Raw genomic sequence first — 15,325 nt, forward strand, 5'->3', positions numbered from 1 at the left:
CTGCACACGTGTGCCGCGCGGCGCCTCTCAAAGAGGGGAGGCCGTCAGACCTGCGGCTGCTTCCGCGACTTGTCGAGGACCATCACCAGTCCGGCGATCACCGCGAACAGCACCAGTGGCGCGGCCACGTACAGACCGAGGGTCTCTCCGACCGTCAGGCCCGGACCCGGGTCGTCGCCGTCGTCGCGAGTCACGGCGAGCACGGGGGACGTCATGAGCAGCATCATCAGCGTCGTTCCGGCCATGACAGCGCCGGCGCGCAGGGCGTTCTTCTTGTCCACGGTGACAACGTAGCGAACGCGCGGGACGGGTGCGCGGCCGGGGGTCCCGTACAAGGGGTCAAGTCCCGACAGAGGGCCGCAATACGCCCATCAGGCCGTGCAGCCGGGGCGCGGCGACCAGTTCCTCCAGCGTCATCGGCCGGCCCGCCGCGTCGGCGACGGGCAGCCGCCAGTTCGGGTACTGGTCCCAGGTGCCCGGCAGATTCTGCGGCCTGCGATCGCCCACGGCGTCGGGCAGCCAGACACCGACCATGCGGGCCGGAGTGCGCAGCAGGAAGCGGTAGACCGCCCGGATCTGCTCCTCCTCGTCGCCCCCGTCGGACGACAGCAGGCCGAGCCGGGTGAGCGTGTCCAGCCAGTCGGCGACCTCGGCGGACTCCTCGTGCTGTTCCTGCTCCAGCGGGCGGCCGAGCAGCCCGAGCCGGTGCCGCAGCTCCACGTGCTCGCCGGTCAGGCGCGCGGCGGTGGAGGGCAGGTCGTGGGTCGTGGCGGTGGCGACGCAGTCCTCGCGCCAGCTCTCGGGGGCCAGCGGGCGGCCCGTGCCCTCCCAGTCGCGCTCGAACCAGAGCACGGACGTGCCGAGCACCCCGCGCCGGTGCAGTGCCTCCCGTACGCCGGGCTCGACCGTGCCCAGGTCCTCCCCTATGACGACGGCGCCCGCGCGGTGCGCCTCAAGGACGAGGACGGCGAGCATCGCCTCGGCGTCGTATCGCACGTACGTGCCGTGGGTGGGTTCCGCGCCCGCCGGGACCCACCAGAGCCGGAACAGGCCCATCACATGGTCGATCCGCAGGGCTCCGGCGTGTGTCAGCAGGCCGCGGAGCAGTCCTCGGTACGGCGCGTAGCCGGAGGCGGCGAGGACGTCGGGGCGCCAGGGCGGCAGCCCCCAGTCCTGGCCGTGGGCGTTGAAGGCGTCCGGCGGTGCGCCCACGGACATGCCCTCGGCGAACGCGTCCCGCTGCGCCCAGGCGTCCGCGCCGCCGGGATGAACGCCCACCGCGAGGTCGTGGACGACGCCGACCGCCATGCCCGCGTCACGGGCGGCGCGGCCCGCCGCGGCGAGTTGTTCGTCGGTGAGCCAGGCCAGCCAGCAGTGGAAGTCGACGCGGTCGAGCAGTTCGTGGCGGGCGCGGCTCGTCTCGGCGGAGCGCGGGTCGCGCAGGCCCCGCGGCCAGTCGTGCCACTCGGAGCCGTGCACCTCGGCGAGTGCGCACCAGGTGGCGTGGTCCTCCAGGGCCTGGCCCTGCTCGGCCAGGAAGTGGTTGTACGCGGCGCGGCGGCCGGGGCCGAGGGGGACTTCACGCACGATGCCCAGGGCCTGGCGCTTGAGGTCCCACACGGCGTCGCGGTCGATCAGCGCGCCCTTGTCGAGGACCGCGGCGCGCAGTCCGGCGGCCTGCTCCAGCAGCCCGTCGAGCCGCGCGGTCCCGAGGCCGGTGACGTACGCGTACTCGGGGACGGCCTCGACCCGCAGATGGACGGGGTCGGGGAAGCGGCGCGAGGAGGGGCGGTACGGCGAGGGGTCGGTCGGGTCGCCGGGGACGGCGGCGTGCAGCGGGTTGATCTGGACGAATCCGGCGCCCAGTTCACGGCCGGACCAGGTGGCGAGTTCGGCGAGGTCTCCGAGGTCACCCATGCCCCAGGAGTGGGTGGAGAGCAGGGAGTAGAGCTGGACGAGGAAGCCGTGCGTGCGGGACGGCGGCTGCGGCACCTCGCGCGGCGCGACGACGAGCACGGCGCCCGCCGTACGGCCGTCGGCGGCGACGGCGGCGAGCCGGTGCACCCCGAGGGGCAGATCGGGCCAGGAACGGCTCACGGGGCCCGTGGCCCGCCGTTCGGATGCGGCGTCGGGTGCGGGCCCGTCCACCGGCGATGCCTCGGGCGACGGCCACTCGACCGTGTCGCCCTGCTCGGTCTCCACCCGCAGGACGGTGCCGGGCGGCAGATCGGCCAGGGCCCGGGGAAGCGCGGGTGGCAGGACCGCTCCGGCCGGGGCCGCCCGGTCGGCGGGGTCTTCGGTGGCGCCGGAGCCGGCGGGGGTGGCCGTGGTCGGGGTGGCCGGGGTGGTCCACACGACCACGGTGGGCGGCAGCAGGCGGCTCTCGGCCGCGGACTCGGCGCTGGTCAGCTCGGAGAGGACGGCCTCGTCCGTGGACGCGTCGATGCCGAGCGCGGCGAGCACCGCGACGACCGTCTCGTCGGGGACCGGGACGGTGACGCCGGGGCTGGGTGAGTGGACGGTGGCGACACCGTGCAGCGCCGCGAGCCTGGCCAGGCCCATTCAGACTCCTGAGAACTCCGTGCCACCGGCCGTACCGGGCGCGGTCGGCTCGCTGGTGAGTGGTGCGGCGTCGGCGAGCGGGGGCTCGCTGGTCAGTGGCGCCGCGTCGGCGAGGGGCGGTTCGCTGGTGAGCGGGCCCGGGATGTCGCTGGTCAGCGGTCCGGGCAGGGTGACGGCGAGGGGTTCCTCGCCGGCCGGGTCACCAGGAACCACCTGTTTGGAAAGGGCGGAGAGAAGCAGCTGTGCGGATGCGGCCATGGCGGCGCCTCCAAAAGACGGCTCGGACAACGGGACACAGCAGCCCTACCCAGTCGGCACGGCCGCAGACGTACTGCTCCGGTAAACGTGCCCCGGGTCACGATGCGTTCCCCGAGCGGGAGTTGATCCCCCCTACCTATCATAACGGTCAAAATAGGCATAACGGCCACGCGCATTGACACCCACACCCCGGGGTGGTGGGCTCGTCGCCGATCGGCGGGACGGACCGGAACACGGGGGCCACGAGGGGAGCAGGGCGTGCGGCTCGGGCGCAGCGGACGGACGGCGACAGCGGTCGCTGTCGCGGTGATCGGCGGACTTCTCGGCACGGCACCGGGCGCGACGGCGGCTCCCGCCGATCCGGGCTCCCCGGCGGCCACCACACCTGACGGTGAGGGCGAGTCGGCACTGCCCGCCGTCTGGCCCCGCCCCCAGTCGCTCAAGGCCGGCGGCAAGTCCGTCGCCCTCGGTGACGAGGTCACCGTCGTCGCGCCCGGCGACGCGGACCCGTACGCCGTGGCGGCCCTGACGGACGCGCTGCGCGAGGCCGGGGTCCGTACGGTGCGTACGGCCGCCCCGCCCGCGTCCGGCCGCCCCTCGGACACCTCCCCGCCCGGTACCGGCCCCCTCGTGCTCGCGGGCGGCAGCGGCGCCAGGGACGCCCTCAGGGCCCTGCGGGCACCGGAGCGGACCGACATCCCCTCCGGGGGCTACCGGATCGCCGTGGGTACCGTCGCGGGCCGCGGGACGATCGCGCTCGACGGGGTCGGCGACGACGGCCTCTTCCACGCCGCGCAGACACTGCGGCAGCTGATCGGCGGCACTCCGGGCCGGGCGAAGGTGCCGGGCGTCCTGGTGCGCGACTGGCCGGGCACGGCCGTACGGGGCATGACGGAGGGCTTCTACGGAGAGCCCTGGGGCCATCAGGAGCGGCTGGCGCAGCTGGACTTCATGGGGCGGACGAAGCAGAACCGCTACCTCTACGCGCCGGGCGACGACGCGTTCCGCCAGGCGCGCTGGCGCGAGCCGTACCCCGCCGCGCAGCGGGCCGAGTTCCGGGATCTGGCCGGGCGCGCGGCGCGTAACCATGTGACGCTCGCGTGGGCCGTGGCTCCGGCCCAGGCCATGTGCATGTCGTCGCCGGACGACGTCAAGGCGCTGAACCGCAAGGTCGACGCGATGTGGGCGCTGGGTGTGCGCGCCTTCCAGCTCCAGTTCCAGGACGTCAGTTACAGCGAGTGGCACTGCGACGAGGACCGGGACTCCTTCGGTTCGGGTCCCGGCGCCGCCGCCAAGGCGCAGGCGCGTGTCGCGAACGCGGTGGCCGAGCACCTCGCGCGTCGGCACGCGGGCGGCGAACCGCTGACCGTGATGCCGACGGAGTACTTCCAGGAGGGCGCCACCGAGTACCGCACGGCGCTCGCCGCGGATCTCGACGGGCGGGTCCAGGTGGCGTGGACGGGCGTCGGTGTCGTGCCGCGCACCATCACCGGACGCGAACTGGCCGGTGCGCGCGAGGCGTTCAAGCACCCCCTGGTCACGATGGACAACTACCCGGTCAACGACTACGAGCAGGGGCGCATCTTCCTCGGCCCCTACACGGGCCGTGAGCCCGCCGTCGCCTCCGGTTCGGCCGCGCTCCTCGCCAACGCGAGCGAGCAGCCGTCCGCGTCCCGTATCCCGCTGTTCACGGCCGCCGACTACGCCTGGAACCCGCGCGGTTATCAGCCGCAGGAGTCCTGGCAGGCGGCGATGGACGATCTCGCTGACGGCGACCCCGAGGCGCGCGAGGCCATCGCCGCGCTCGCCGGGAACCACTCCTCGTCGATCCTGGACCCGACCGAGTCGGCGTATCTGCGCCCTCTGTTGAAGGAGTTCTGGAGCACCCGTACGGACGCGGCGTCGGCGGCGGACCCTAAGGCCAGGGACCGGGCGGCGAGCCGGCTGCGGGCGGCCTTCACCGTGATGCGTCAGACGCCGGAGCGCCTGTCCCGCACGGCGGAGGGCCGGCTGGACGAGGAAGTACGGCCGTGGAGCGAGCAGTTGGCGCGGTACGGCCGGGCCGGTGAGCTGTCGGTCGACATGCTCCAGGCGCAGACCCGTGGCGACGGCGACGCCGCCTGGCAGGCGGCGCTCGACCTCGAACCGCTCCGTGAGGAGGCGGCGAAGAGCACGGTCACGGTCGGCAAGGGCGTGCTCGACCCGTTCCTCGACCGCGCGGCCAAGGAGTCTGCGGCCTGGACGGGCGCCGACCGCTCGGCGGGGCCGGAGGCCGGCGCCACCCACAGCACCGACGCGTACACCGTCGGCGTCGGCCGCCCCCGCCCCGTCGGCGTGATCACGACCATGACGGAGCCGGGCACGGGCGACGGCGCCTCGGTGGAGGCGCACGTGCCCGGCGAGGGCTGGCGGCGGCTCGGCCCCGTGTCGAAGAGCGGCTGGACCCAGACGGACGCCAAGGGGCTGCGCGCCGACGCCGTACGGATCACCTGGCCCGCCGTGCCGGGCGCGACGGCGCCGTCGGTGCGGCGTGTGGTGCCGTGGTTCACCGACGAGCCGCGGGTCCGGTTCGATCTCCCCCGGACCGTGACGGACGCCGAGATCGGCGGGAAGCCCCAGACCGTCGAGGCGGAGCTGGAGGCACAGCGCCCCGGCCCGGTCAGCGGCGCGCTGACGGCGAAGGCCCCCGACGGCATCGAGGTGACGGTGCCCGAGCGGGTCACGGTGCCGCGAGGCGTGCGGACGACCGTGCCGGTCCGGGTCACCGTCCGCGAGGACACCCCGGCGGGGACCTACCGGGTCCCGCTGACGTTCGGCGGCGAGGAGCGCGTCCTGACGGTGCGGGCCTCGCCGCGTACGGGCGGACCCGACCTCCTGCGGGCGCCGACCGCCGCCGCCTCGTCGTCCGGCGACGAGACGCCCGATTTCCCGGCGTCCGCGGCCACGGACGGCGACCCCGCCACCCGCTGGTCGTCACCCGCCGAGGACGGCGCGTGGTGGCAGGTGGAGCTGGCGGAGCCGGTCCGGCTGGGCCAGGTCGTACTGAACTGGCAGGACGCCCACGCGAGCGGCTACCGGGTCCAGGTGTCGGCCGACGGGCGCGTGTGGCGCGACGCCGCGCGTGTGGACGAGGGCCGGGGCGGGCGCGAGGCGGTCCGGATGGACGCGAAGGACACCCGCTTCATCCGGATCCAGGGCGAGCGGCGCGCGACCCGGTTCGGTTACTCGCTGTGGTCGGTGGAGGCGTACGCCGTGACGGAAGCGGCGCCGCCTCCGTAGGCGGCGCCTCCGTAAGGAGGAAGCGCCGTCACGGTCTGTGCGCCCCGCACGACAAAGGCCCGGATCCTAGGCAGAAATGCCGTCGATCCGGGCCACCGCGTCCTCCGCGCCGAAGGGTTGCAGATACGGCATCCAGCGCGGATCCCGGTGTCCGGTCCCGATGATCCGCCAGGCGAGTCCGGACGGCGGCGCGGGCTGGTGGCGAAGCCTCCACCCCAGCTCCCGCAGATGCCGGTCGGCCTTCACATGGTTGCAGCGGCGGCAGGCGGCCACCACGTTGTCCCACACGTGCTTCCCGCCCCGGCTGCGCGGGATGACGTGGTCGACGCTGGTGGCGACACTGCCGCAGTACATGCAGCGCCCGCCGTCGCGGGCGAAGAGCGCGCGGCGCGTCAGTGGAACGGGCCCCCGGTAGGGGACCCGCACGAACCGCTTCAGCCGTACGACGCTGGGCGCGGCGACGACCTGGGTCTCGCTGTGCAGGAAGGCGCCGGATTCCTCCAGGCAGATGGCCTTGTTCTCCAGAACGAGGACGAGCGCGCGGCGGAGCGGTACGACGCCGAGCGGCTCGTACGACGCGTTGAGGACCAGGACGTGTGGCACGGTGCCTCCAGTTGCGCCGGCGGCGCGTGGCTCGCGCCGGGACGATCTGTCTCAGTCTCTCCTCATGCCTGGTCCAAACGCCACCACGTCTTGGTAACGGGCTCGGAGTGTTTTCGCCCACACCCGCCCCGCCGCCCCTGACCTGGCGTGTCCGCGCCCCCGTGCCTTCCTGGGACTTCGCCCGGTGCCGGCGCGTGAGGAGTGTCTCTCCCCCGCGCACGGCGACGAAGGACTCGCGATGCCCCGTTAGTGTGGTTGGTCCCGCCCGTGTTTCCAGGAGGTTCCCGCCGTGTCCCTGTCCGCCGCGCCGGCCCCGGACCCGTCGTCAGGGCCCGCCACATTCGACGAGGCGGCGGAACGCGCCAACGACGCCGCCGGCTGGGTGGAGCAGAACTGGTCCACCTGGCTCAGCGTCGGCCTGCGCATCCTGCTGATCGTGGTGATCGCGCTCGTCCTGCGCCATGTGCTGCGGCGCACCATCACCAAGCTGATAGCCAGGATGAACCGCAGCGCCACGGCGGTCGAGGGCACGGCGCTCGGTGGCCTCCTGGTGAACGCGGAGCGGCGCCGGCAGCGTTCGGAGGCCATCGGATCCGTACTGCGGTCGGTGACGTCGTTCGTGATCCTCGGTACGGCGGCGCTGATGGCGCTGGGGGCCCTGAACATCAATCTGGCCCCGCTGCTGGCGTCGGCGGGTGTCGCCGGTGTGGCCCTGGGCTTCGGTGCGCGCAATCTCGTCACCGACTTCCTCTCCGGCGTCTTCATGATCCTGGAGGACCAGTACGGCGTGGGCGACACCATCGACGCCGGTGTCGCGTCCGGCGAGGTCATCGAGGTCGGGCTGCGGGTGACCAAGTTGCGCGGCGACGACGGCGAGATCTGGTACGTCCGCAACGGCGAGGTGAAGCGGATCGGCAACCTCAGCCAGGGGTGGGCCACGGCCGGTGTCGATGTGACGGTCCGGCCGACCGAGGACCTGGACAGGGTCCGCGAGGTCATCACCGCGGTCGCGGAGAAGATGGCGAAGGAGGACCCCTGGGCCGAGCGCCTGTGGGGCCCGGTCGAGATCCTGGGCCTGGATTCCGTGCTGCTGGAATCGATGACGGTACGGGTGAGCGCGAAGACGATGCCGGGCAAGGCGCTGGGCGTGGAGCGCGAGCTGCGCTGGCGCATCAAGCAGGCTTTCGACGCGGCGGACATCCAGATCGTCGGCGGGCTGCCCCTGGCGGGCACGGAGGCGGCCACGGCCGACCCGACCGCCGGTATGGCGGCGCCGTCGGCCCTGGCGAGCCCCACGTCACCGCAGTCCCTCGCGGCGTCGCCGATACCGCCGCAGTCCCCGAACCCCAATCTGACGAAGTAGCGCCGGGCGCCCGGCCGCAGCACCTGGCACCCGTGGCACCCGGCACCTGGTCGAAAACGCTTCGCACACGCGCCCCCGCAGGTAACGCTTTGGTTGCCTCGGGGGCGCTGCCCGTGAACGGGTATTGACTGCTCCCTGACGTGCGGCCTACTTTCCTCCCATCAAATAGGAAACTTTCCTAACAGTGTCGCGAACACGACACGGGGAGAGCAGTCGCCGAAGGGCAGGTGCACACGTCGTGAGCGATCCGTCCACGCCGTCCCCGGGCACACCACGCGTTCTGCGCGCGATGAACGACCGTGCCGCGCTGGATCTGCTGCTGGCGCACGGCACCCTCTCCCGTACCCGGATCGGCAAGCTGACCGGTCTCTCCAAGCCGACGGCCTCCCAGTTGCTGGCCCGTCTGGAGGCGGCCGGGCTCGTCGTCGCCACCGGCACCACGGAGGGGCGCCCGGGGCCCAACGCGCAGCTGTACGCGGTGAACGCGGGCGCCGCCCACGCCGCCGGGCTCGACGTGAACCCGCAGCGCATCCTCGCCGCCGTCTCGGACATCACCGGCGCCACCGTCGGCCGGTTCGAACTGCCCACACCGGGACGCCGCTCGGCGGACGCCGTCGTGACCCAGGTGACCGACGCGCTGGAGGGAGCCGTGAAGGCCGCCGGGCTGGCGCGCGGCGACGTGCACCGTGTCGTCATCGGTACGCCGGGCGCCTTCGATCCGTCCACCGGGCGCCTGCGGTACGCCTCGCACCTGCCCGGCTGGCACTCCCCCGCACTGCTGGACGAGCTGGCCGGCGCCCTGCCGATGCCCGTCGAGTACGAGAACGACGTGAATCTCGCCGCGGTCGCCGAACAGCGGCTGGGAGCGGCCCGCGGCCACGACGACTTCGTCCTCCTGTGGAACCAGGAAGGTCTCGGCGCCTCCCTGGTCATCGGCGGGCGGCTGCACCGCGGCTTCACCGGCGGCGCCGGCGAGGTCGGCTTCCTGCCGGTGCCGGGCACCCCCCTCGTACGCCAGGTGGTGAAGGCCAACAGCGGCGGCTTCCAGGAACTGGCGGGCGCCCAGTCCGTACCGCGCCTCGCCCGCGGCCTCGGCATCGAGACGCCGGAGCAGCCGTACGCGGACGTCGCCGCCGCCCTCCTTACGAAGGCCGCCGCCGGACACGAGGAGGACCCGCGACTGGCCGAGCTGCTGCGGCTGTTCGCGCAGCGGCTCGCCACCGGTCTGGCCTCCGTGACCGCGGTGCTCGACCCCGAACTCATCGTCCTCGCGGGCGGGGTGACCGCCGCCGGCGGCGAACCGCTGCGCGCGCTGGTCCAGGCGGAACTCGCCGAACTGGCCGCCTCCAGGCCCCGGCTGCTCATCGGAGAGGTACGGGAACATCCCGTGCTGCGGGGCGCGCTGGAGAGCGCCCTCGCGACCACTCGCGACGAGGTCTTCGACACCTCCCGCTGATCCGCCGGCCCACCGAAGCGGCGACCCGCCGAACCGGCCACCTCAAGCCCCCCCCAGACCGTCCCAAGGCCCCTCAGACCCCCTCAAGGCCCCACCACATCCACTTTCAGGACCCGACCGACACCGGGAGTTCCGTCATGCCCAGAAACCGCCGTCTGACCGCTTCCGCCGCCGCGGTCGCCGCGCTGTCCGTCCTCACCGCCGCGTGTACCGGGCAGTCCGGCGACTCCGCGTCGGACGATCCGAACGCCAAGACCACGATCACCTTCTGGCACGGCTGGAGCGCGCCCTCCGAGGTGAAGGCGATCAAGGACAACATCGGCCGCTTCGAGGACGCCCACCCCAATATCAAGGTCGACGTCGTCGGCAACATCAACGACGACAAGCTCAACCAGGCGCTGCGCGCGGGCGGTTCGAAGGGCCCGGACGTCGTGTCGTCCTTCACCACCTCCAACGTGGGCAAGTTCTGCTCCTCCGGCGCCTTCGCCGACCTCTCCCCCTTCATAAAGAAGGACAAGATCGATCTGGCGAAGACGTTCCCGAAGGTGCTGCTCCAGTACACCGAGTTCGAGGGCGACCGCTGCGCGCTGCCGCTGCTCAGCGACGCGTACGGGCTCTACTACAACAAGGACGCCTTCAAGGAGGCGGGCATCACGGCCCCGCCGAAGACGATGTCCGAGCTGGCCACCGTCGCGAAGAAGCTCACCAAGCCCAAGGGCGACAGCTACGAGCAGGTCGGCATGATGCCGACCTACCACGGCTACGAGACGGTCGTCGACCACTACATGTCGAGCTGGGACCACGCGTACTTCGACGAGAACGGCAAGTCCAACATCGCCAAGGACCCGGCCTTCGCCGAGATGTTCACGTACCAGAAGAAGCTCGTCGAGGACCTCGGCGGCTTCGGCAAGCTGGAGAAGTACCGCTCCACCTTCGGTGACGAGTGGGGCGCCAAGCACCCCTTCCACACCGGCCAGGTCGCGATGCAGCTGGACGGTGAGTGGCGGCTCGGCATGGCCGAGGACGCGGGCGCCGACTTCGAGATCGGCGTGGCGCCGATGCCCGTCGCGGACGACGAGGCCGACAGCTACGGCAAGGGCTTCCTCTCCGGCACGATCATGGGCATCGCGCCGCAGAGCAAGAAGCAGAACGCCGCGTGGGAGCTGGTGAAGTACATGACCACCGACACGAAGGCGGTCGTGGAGTTCGCCAACGGCATCCGCAACGTGCCCTCGACGCTGGCCGCGCTCAAGTCGCCCGACCTGAAGTTCGACCCCCGCTTCAAGACGTTCCTCGACATCGCGCAGCACCCGAAGTCCAACACCCCCGACGGGGCGATCAACGGCGCGACGTACCAGACGACGCTCCAGGACTTCGGCTACCAGTACGAGAAGGGCTCCGTGAAGGACCTCCAGAAGGGCCTGGAAGAGACCGCGAAGCAGATCGACCGCGACATCGAGCAGGCCAAGTAGCAGGCGGGGAAGCCGACTGATGTCCAGCAACACGCTCCGTTCGAAGCGCCGCACGAGCAGCCTCGTGGCGAAGCGCAGAAGACGAGCACTGCGGACGGTGGCGTTCATGTCACCGTGGTTGATCGGGTTCACGGTCTTCTTCGCGTATCCGCTCGTGTCGACCGTGTACTTCTCCTTCATGAAGTACGACGGTTTCAACTCCCCCGTCTGGAACGGACTCGGGAACTGGTCGTACGTCTTCAGCGACTACCCGATGTTCTGGCCGTCGCTGCGCAACACCCTGTGGCTGGTCCTGGTGATGGTCACCTGCCGGGTCGTGTTCGGTCTCGGCGTCGGCATGCTGATCACCAGGATCAAGACGGGCACCGGGGTCTTCCGGACCCTGTTCTACCTGCCGTACCTGGCGCCGCCCGTCGCGGCCACGCTCGCCTTCGTGTTCCTCCTCAACCCCGGTACGGGGCCGGTCAACACGATCCTCGGTGACCTCGGACTGCCCACGCCGGGCTGGTTCAACGACGCCTCCTGGTCCAAGCCGGCGCTCACGGCGCTGGCCGTCTGGGGCATCGGTGATCTGATGGTCATCTTCATGGCCGCGCTGCTCGACGTACCGAAGGAGCAGTACGAGGCGGCCGAGCTGGACGGCGCTTCGTCCTGGCACCGCTTCCGCTACGTGACGCTGCCGAACATCTCGCCGATCGTGCTGTTCGCCGTGGTCACCGGTGTGATCCAGGCGATGCAGTACTACACACAGCCACTGGTCGCGGGCAAGGTCGCCTCCGGTGTGATCGGCGGCTCCGGCCAGCAGTTCGAGCCCGGCTATCCGGACAAGTCGACGCTGACCCTGCCGCAGCTCGTCTACAACCTCGGCTTCCAGCGCTTCGACTACGGCGCCGCCTGCGTCGTCGCGCTCGTGCTGTTCGCCCTGGCGATGGTCTTCACCGCGTTCCTGATGCGGCGTCGCGGCGGACTGATCGGAACGGGTGACTGACCATGGCCCAACAACTGCTCGACGCGCCCGGCCGGCCCGCGCGGCCGGCGGACGGCGCGCACACACCGGCGGCCCGTACCGCGCGCCGCAAGGCCGTGCTGCACTGGATCGCCGTGCACGCGCTCGGTGTCGCGGCGGCTCTGTTCTTCGTGCTGCCGTTCGTCTTCCTCTTCCTCACCTCGGTGATGAGCGACCAGCAGGCGCTTACCCGCGACCTCACCCCGAACAGCTGGGAGTGGGGCAACTACACCAAGGTCTTCGACACGCCGGGCTTTCTGACCTGGTGGAAGAACACCCTGCTGTACGCGGGTCTGGGGACCCTCCTCTCGGTGGTCTCCTCGATCCCCGTGGCGTACGCGCTGGCCAAGTTCCGCTTCCGCGGGCGGCAGTTGTCGCTGATGCTCGTCATCTCGATGATGATGCTGCCGCCCCAGGTGGTCATCATCCCGATGTACCTGTTCTGGGCGAAGCAGTTCGACCTGTCGGGCACGCTCTGGCCGCTGATCATCCCGATGGCGTTCGGCGACGCGTTCTCCATATTCCTGCTGAGGCAGTTCCTGCTGACGATCCCCGACGAGTATCTGGACGCGGCCCGCGTCGACGGCTGCGGCGAGTTCCGTACCCTGATCAGGGTCGTCCTGCCGATGGCGAAGCCGGGCATCGCCGCGGTGGCGCTGTTCCAGTTCTTCTACGCGTGGAACGACTACTTCGGTCCACAGATCTACGCGTCGGAGAACCCGGCCGCCTGGACGCTCAGTTACGGGCTGGAATCCTTCAAGGGCGCGCACCACACCGACTGGAATCTGACCATGGCCGCGACCGTACTGGTCATGGCCCCCGTGATCCTCGTCTTCTTCTTCGCACAGAAGGCCTTCGTCGAGGGCGTCACACTGACCGGAGTGAAGGGCTAGCAACACACATGAAGCTCGCAGTAGTGGGTGGCGGGTCCACCTATACACCTGAGTTGATCGACGGCTTCGCCCGGTTGAGGGACACGCTCCCGATCAGTGAGCTCGTACTCGTCGACCCGGCGGCCGACCGGCTGGAGCTGGTGGGCGGTCTCGCGCGGCGGATCTTCGCCAAGCAGGGGCACCCCGGCAAGATCGTCACGACGTCCGACCTGGACGCGGGCGTGGCCGGCGCCGACGCCGTCCTCCTCCAACTGCGCGTCGGCGGACAGGCCGCGCGCCTGGGCGACGAGACGTGGCCGCTGGAGTGCGGCTGCGTCGGCCAGGAGACGACGGGCGCGGGCGGTCTCGCCAAGGCGCTGCGTACGGTCCCGGTCGTGCTGGACATCGCCGAGCGGGTACGGCGCGCCAACCCGGACGCGTGGATCATCGACTTCACCAACCCGGTGGGGATCGTGACGCGCGCCCTGCTCCAGGCGGGGCACAAGGCGATAGGGCTGTGCAACGTCGCGATCGGCTTCCAGCGGAAGTTCGCGAAGCTGCTGGACGTCGCCCCCTCGGCCGTTCATCTGGAGCACATCGGGCTCAATCATCTGACCTGGGAGCGCAGCGTACGGCTCGGCGGTCCCGACGGCGAGGACATGCTGCCCAAGCTGATCGCCGAGCACGGCGACGCGATCGCGGACGACCTGCGGCTGCCGCGCCGGGTGCTCGACACCCTCGGGGTGGTGCCCTCGTACTACCTGCGCTACTTCTACGCGCACGACGAGGTCGTCCGGGAGCTGGGCACCAAGCCGTCGCGGGCCGCGGAAGTGGCCGAGATGGAGGCGCGGTTGCTGGAGATGTACGGCGACCCGGCGCTGGACGAGAAGCCCGAACTGCTGGCCAAGCGCGGCGGCGCCTTCTACAGCGAGGCCGCGGTCGATCTGGCCGCCTCGCTGCTGGGCGACGCGGGCAGCGGCGGCAGCCCGGTCCAGGTCGTCAACACGTACAACAACGGCACCCTGCCGTTCCTCGCCGACGACGCGGTGATCGAGGTGCAGGCCAGGATCGACGCCTCCGGGGCGACGCCGCTGGCCGTGGCCGAGGTCGACCCGCTGTACGCGGGGCTGATCGCGAACGTGACCGCGTACGAGGAGCTGGCGCTCCACGCCGCGCTGCACGGCGGCCGCGACCGCGTCTACAAGGCGCTGCTGTCCCACCCGCTGATCGGTCAGTACGAGTACGCCGAGGGCCTCACCGACCGACTGATCGCGCACAACCGGGAGCATCTCGCGTGGGCATGAGCCGGACCGAGCCGGCGGCGGGACGCGGGAGCGTCCTGGCCGTCGACGCCGGTAACAGCAAGACCGATGTGGCCGTGATCGGTGCGGACGGGTATGTGCTCGGCGCGGCCCGCGGCGGCGGCTTCCAGCCGCCCGTCGTCGGCGTGGAACCGGCGATCGACCGGCTCGCCGCGATCGTCGCCGACGCGGCGGCCGACGCCGGCCTCCGTACGGAGGCCATCGCCGGGCATGTCTCCGCGTGTCTGGCCAACGCCGATCTGCCGGTGGAGGAGCGGGAGTTGGCGGCGGCCGTACAGCGGCGCGGCTGGGCCCGCACCACGGAGGTGCGCAACGACACCTTCGCGATACTGCGTGCCGGGCTGCCCGGCGGCGCCGAACCGCGCGGAGTCGCCGTCGTGTGCGGCGCGGGCATCAACTGCGTGGGCATGCTGCCGGACGGCCGTACGGCGCGCTTCCCCGCGATCGGCCGGATCTCCGGCGACTGGGGAGGTGGCTCAGGGCTCTCCGAGGAGGCGCTGTGGTTCGCGGCGCGCGCCGAGGACGGGCGGGGCGAGCCGACGGAGCTGATGCGTACGGTGCCGGCGCACTTCGGCCTGGACTCGGTGTACGCGCTGATCGAGGCGCTGCATCTGGGGCACATCCCGTACGGGCGCAGGCACGAACTGACGCCGGTCCTCTTCGCGACCGGTGCGGCGGGCGACGCTGTGGCCCGGTCGGTGGTCGACCGGCTCGCCACGGAGGTCGTGGCGCTGGCGGGGGTGGCGCTGGAGCGGCTGGGGCTGCTGGACGAGGAGGTGCCGGTGCTGCTGGGCGGCAGTGTGCTGGCGGCCCGGCACCCGCGACTGGACGACGGGATCCGGGAACTGCTCGCGGCCCGCGCGCCGAAGGCCGTGGTGGGGGTGGTGACGGCGCCGCCGGTGCTGGGCGCCGGGCTGCTGGGGCTCGATCACACCGGCGCCGCGCCCCAGGCGCACGCCAGGCTGCGCGCGCACTACGCCTGACGCGGTCGTTTCGGCGCGCCCGGCGCCGACTCGGGAGCCCGGCGCCGGGCGCGCGCCGAACGCGAACCGGGTATGTGCCGGGCGTGCACCGGGCGCGTACACCCTCGGACCCGTGATCGAACCCTCGCGAGTGGGAACCGATCACGGGT

12 protein-coding genes are annotated in these 15,325 nt (G+C 71.8%); 8 read left to right on the forward strand and 4 right to left on the reverse strand.

Translation table 11 applies throughout. The features are described 5' to 3' along the window. Positions 1-44: 44 nt before the first annotated feature. From ACFWHU_RS29095 to ACFWHU_RS29105, 3 genes are read right to left on the reverse strand one after another with little or no spacing between them, the layout of a single operon-like run. Positions 45-281 (reverse strand): hypothetical protein, encoded by a 237-nt coding sequence (locus ACFWHU_RS29095; RefSeq protein WP_385797676.1) that lies wholly within the window; start codon positions 279-281, stop codon positions 45-47. Between the two features lie 58 nt (positions 282-339). Beyond that, a complete protein-coding gene (gene malQ / locus ACFWHU_RS29100) occupies positions 340-2,562 on the reverse strand; it encodes a 4-alpha-glucanotransferase (RefSeq protein ID WP_387228412.1) in 2,223 nt (740 codons plus the stop codon). Beyond that, on the reverse strand, positions 2,563-2,820 hold the full coding sequence (locus ACFWHU_RS29105) for a hypothetical protein (RefSeq protein ID WP_078077309.1): 258 nt from the start codon (positions 2,818-2,820) through the stop codon (positions 2,563-2,565). Positions 2,821-3,078: 258 nt separating this feature from the next. On the opposite strand from ACFWHU_RS29105, the gene ACFWHU_RS29110 reads away from it, so the two are divergent. Then, positions 3,079-6,099, forward strand: a complete 3,021-nt coding sequence (locus ACFWHU_RS29110) for a beta-N-acetylglucosaminidase domain-containing protein (protein ID WP_387228415.1) — start codon at positions 3,079-3,081, stop codon at positions 6,097-6,099. A gap of 66 nt (positions 6,100-6,165) precedes the next feature. On the opposite strand, the gene ACFWHU_RS29115 is transcribed toward ACFWHU_RS29110, so the two are convergent. Then, a complete protein-coding gene (locus ACFWHU_RS29115) occupies positions 6,166-6,702 on the reverse strand; it encodes an HNH endonuclease (protein WP_078077307.1) in 537 nt (178 codons plus the stop codon). A gap of 289 nt (positions 6,703-6,991) precedes the next feature. On the opposite strand from ACFWHU_RS29115, the gene ACFWHU_RS29120 reads away from it, so the two are divergent. From ACFWHU_RS29120 to ACFWHU_RS29150, 7 genes are all read left to right on the forward strand, one after another. Then, positions 6,992-8,065: a mechanosensitive ion channel family protein gene (locus tag ACFWHU_RS29120; RefSeq protein ID WP_385797667.1), complete on the forward strand. Its 1,074-nt coding sequence runs from the start codon at positions 6,992-6,994 to the stop codon at positions 8,063-8,065. 289 nt (positions 8,066-8,354) lie between these two features. Further along, entirely contained in the window at positions 8,355-9,521 is a 1,167-nt protein-coding gene (locus ACFWHU_RS29125) for an ROK family protein (protein WP_385797708.1), read from the forward strand. Between the two features lie 137 nt (positions 9,522-9,658). Next, positions 9,659-10,993 (forward strand): ABC transporter substrate-binding protein, encoded by a 1,335-nt coding sequence (locus ACFWHU_RS29130; protein WP_387228418.1) that lies wholly within the window; start codon positions 9,659-9,661, stop codon positions 10,991-10,993. A 19-nt stretch (positions 10,994-11,012) separates the two neighbouring features. Then, the gene (locus tag ACFWHU_RS29135; RefSeq protein ID WP_385797662.1) at positions 11,013-11,981 is read left to right on the forward strand and encodes a carbohydrate ABC transporter permease; all 969 of its coding nucleotides are present in this window, start codon (positions 11,013-11,015) and stop codon (positions 11,979-11,981) included. A 2-nt stretch (positions 11,982-11,983) separates the two neighbouring features. After that, complete coding sequence (locus tag ACFWHU_RS29140; RefSeq protein ID WP_385797660.1) at positions 11,984-12,892, forward strand: carbohydrate ABC transporter permease; 909 nt, start codon at positions 11,984-11,986, stop codon at positions 12,890-12,892. Between the two features lie 8 nt (positions 12,893-12,900). Continuing rightward, positions 12,901-14,175 carry a 6-phospho-beta-glucosidase gene (locus ACFWHU_RS29145; protein WP_385797657.1) on the forward strand — a complete coding sequence of 425 codons (1,275 nt, stop codon included), beginning with the start codon at positions 12,901-12,903 and terminating at the stop codon, positions 14,173-14,175. Continuing rightward, entirely contained in the window at positions 14,172-15,176 is a 1,005-nt protein-coding gene (locus ACFWHU_RS29150; protein WP_385797655.1) for an N-acetylglucosamine kinase, read from the forward strand. The genes ACFWHU_RS29145 and ACFWHU_RS29150 overlap by 4 nt, the downstream gene beginning before the upstream one ends. The last annotated feature ends 149 nt before the right edge of the window (positions 15,177-15,325 follow it).

It is taken from the genome of Streptomyces sp. NPDC060366, assembly GCF_042725135.1.
GTDB lineage: Bacteria > Actinomycetota > Actinomycetes > Streptomycetales > Streptomycetaceae > Streptomyces.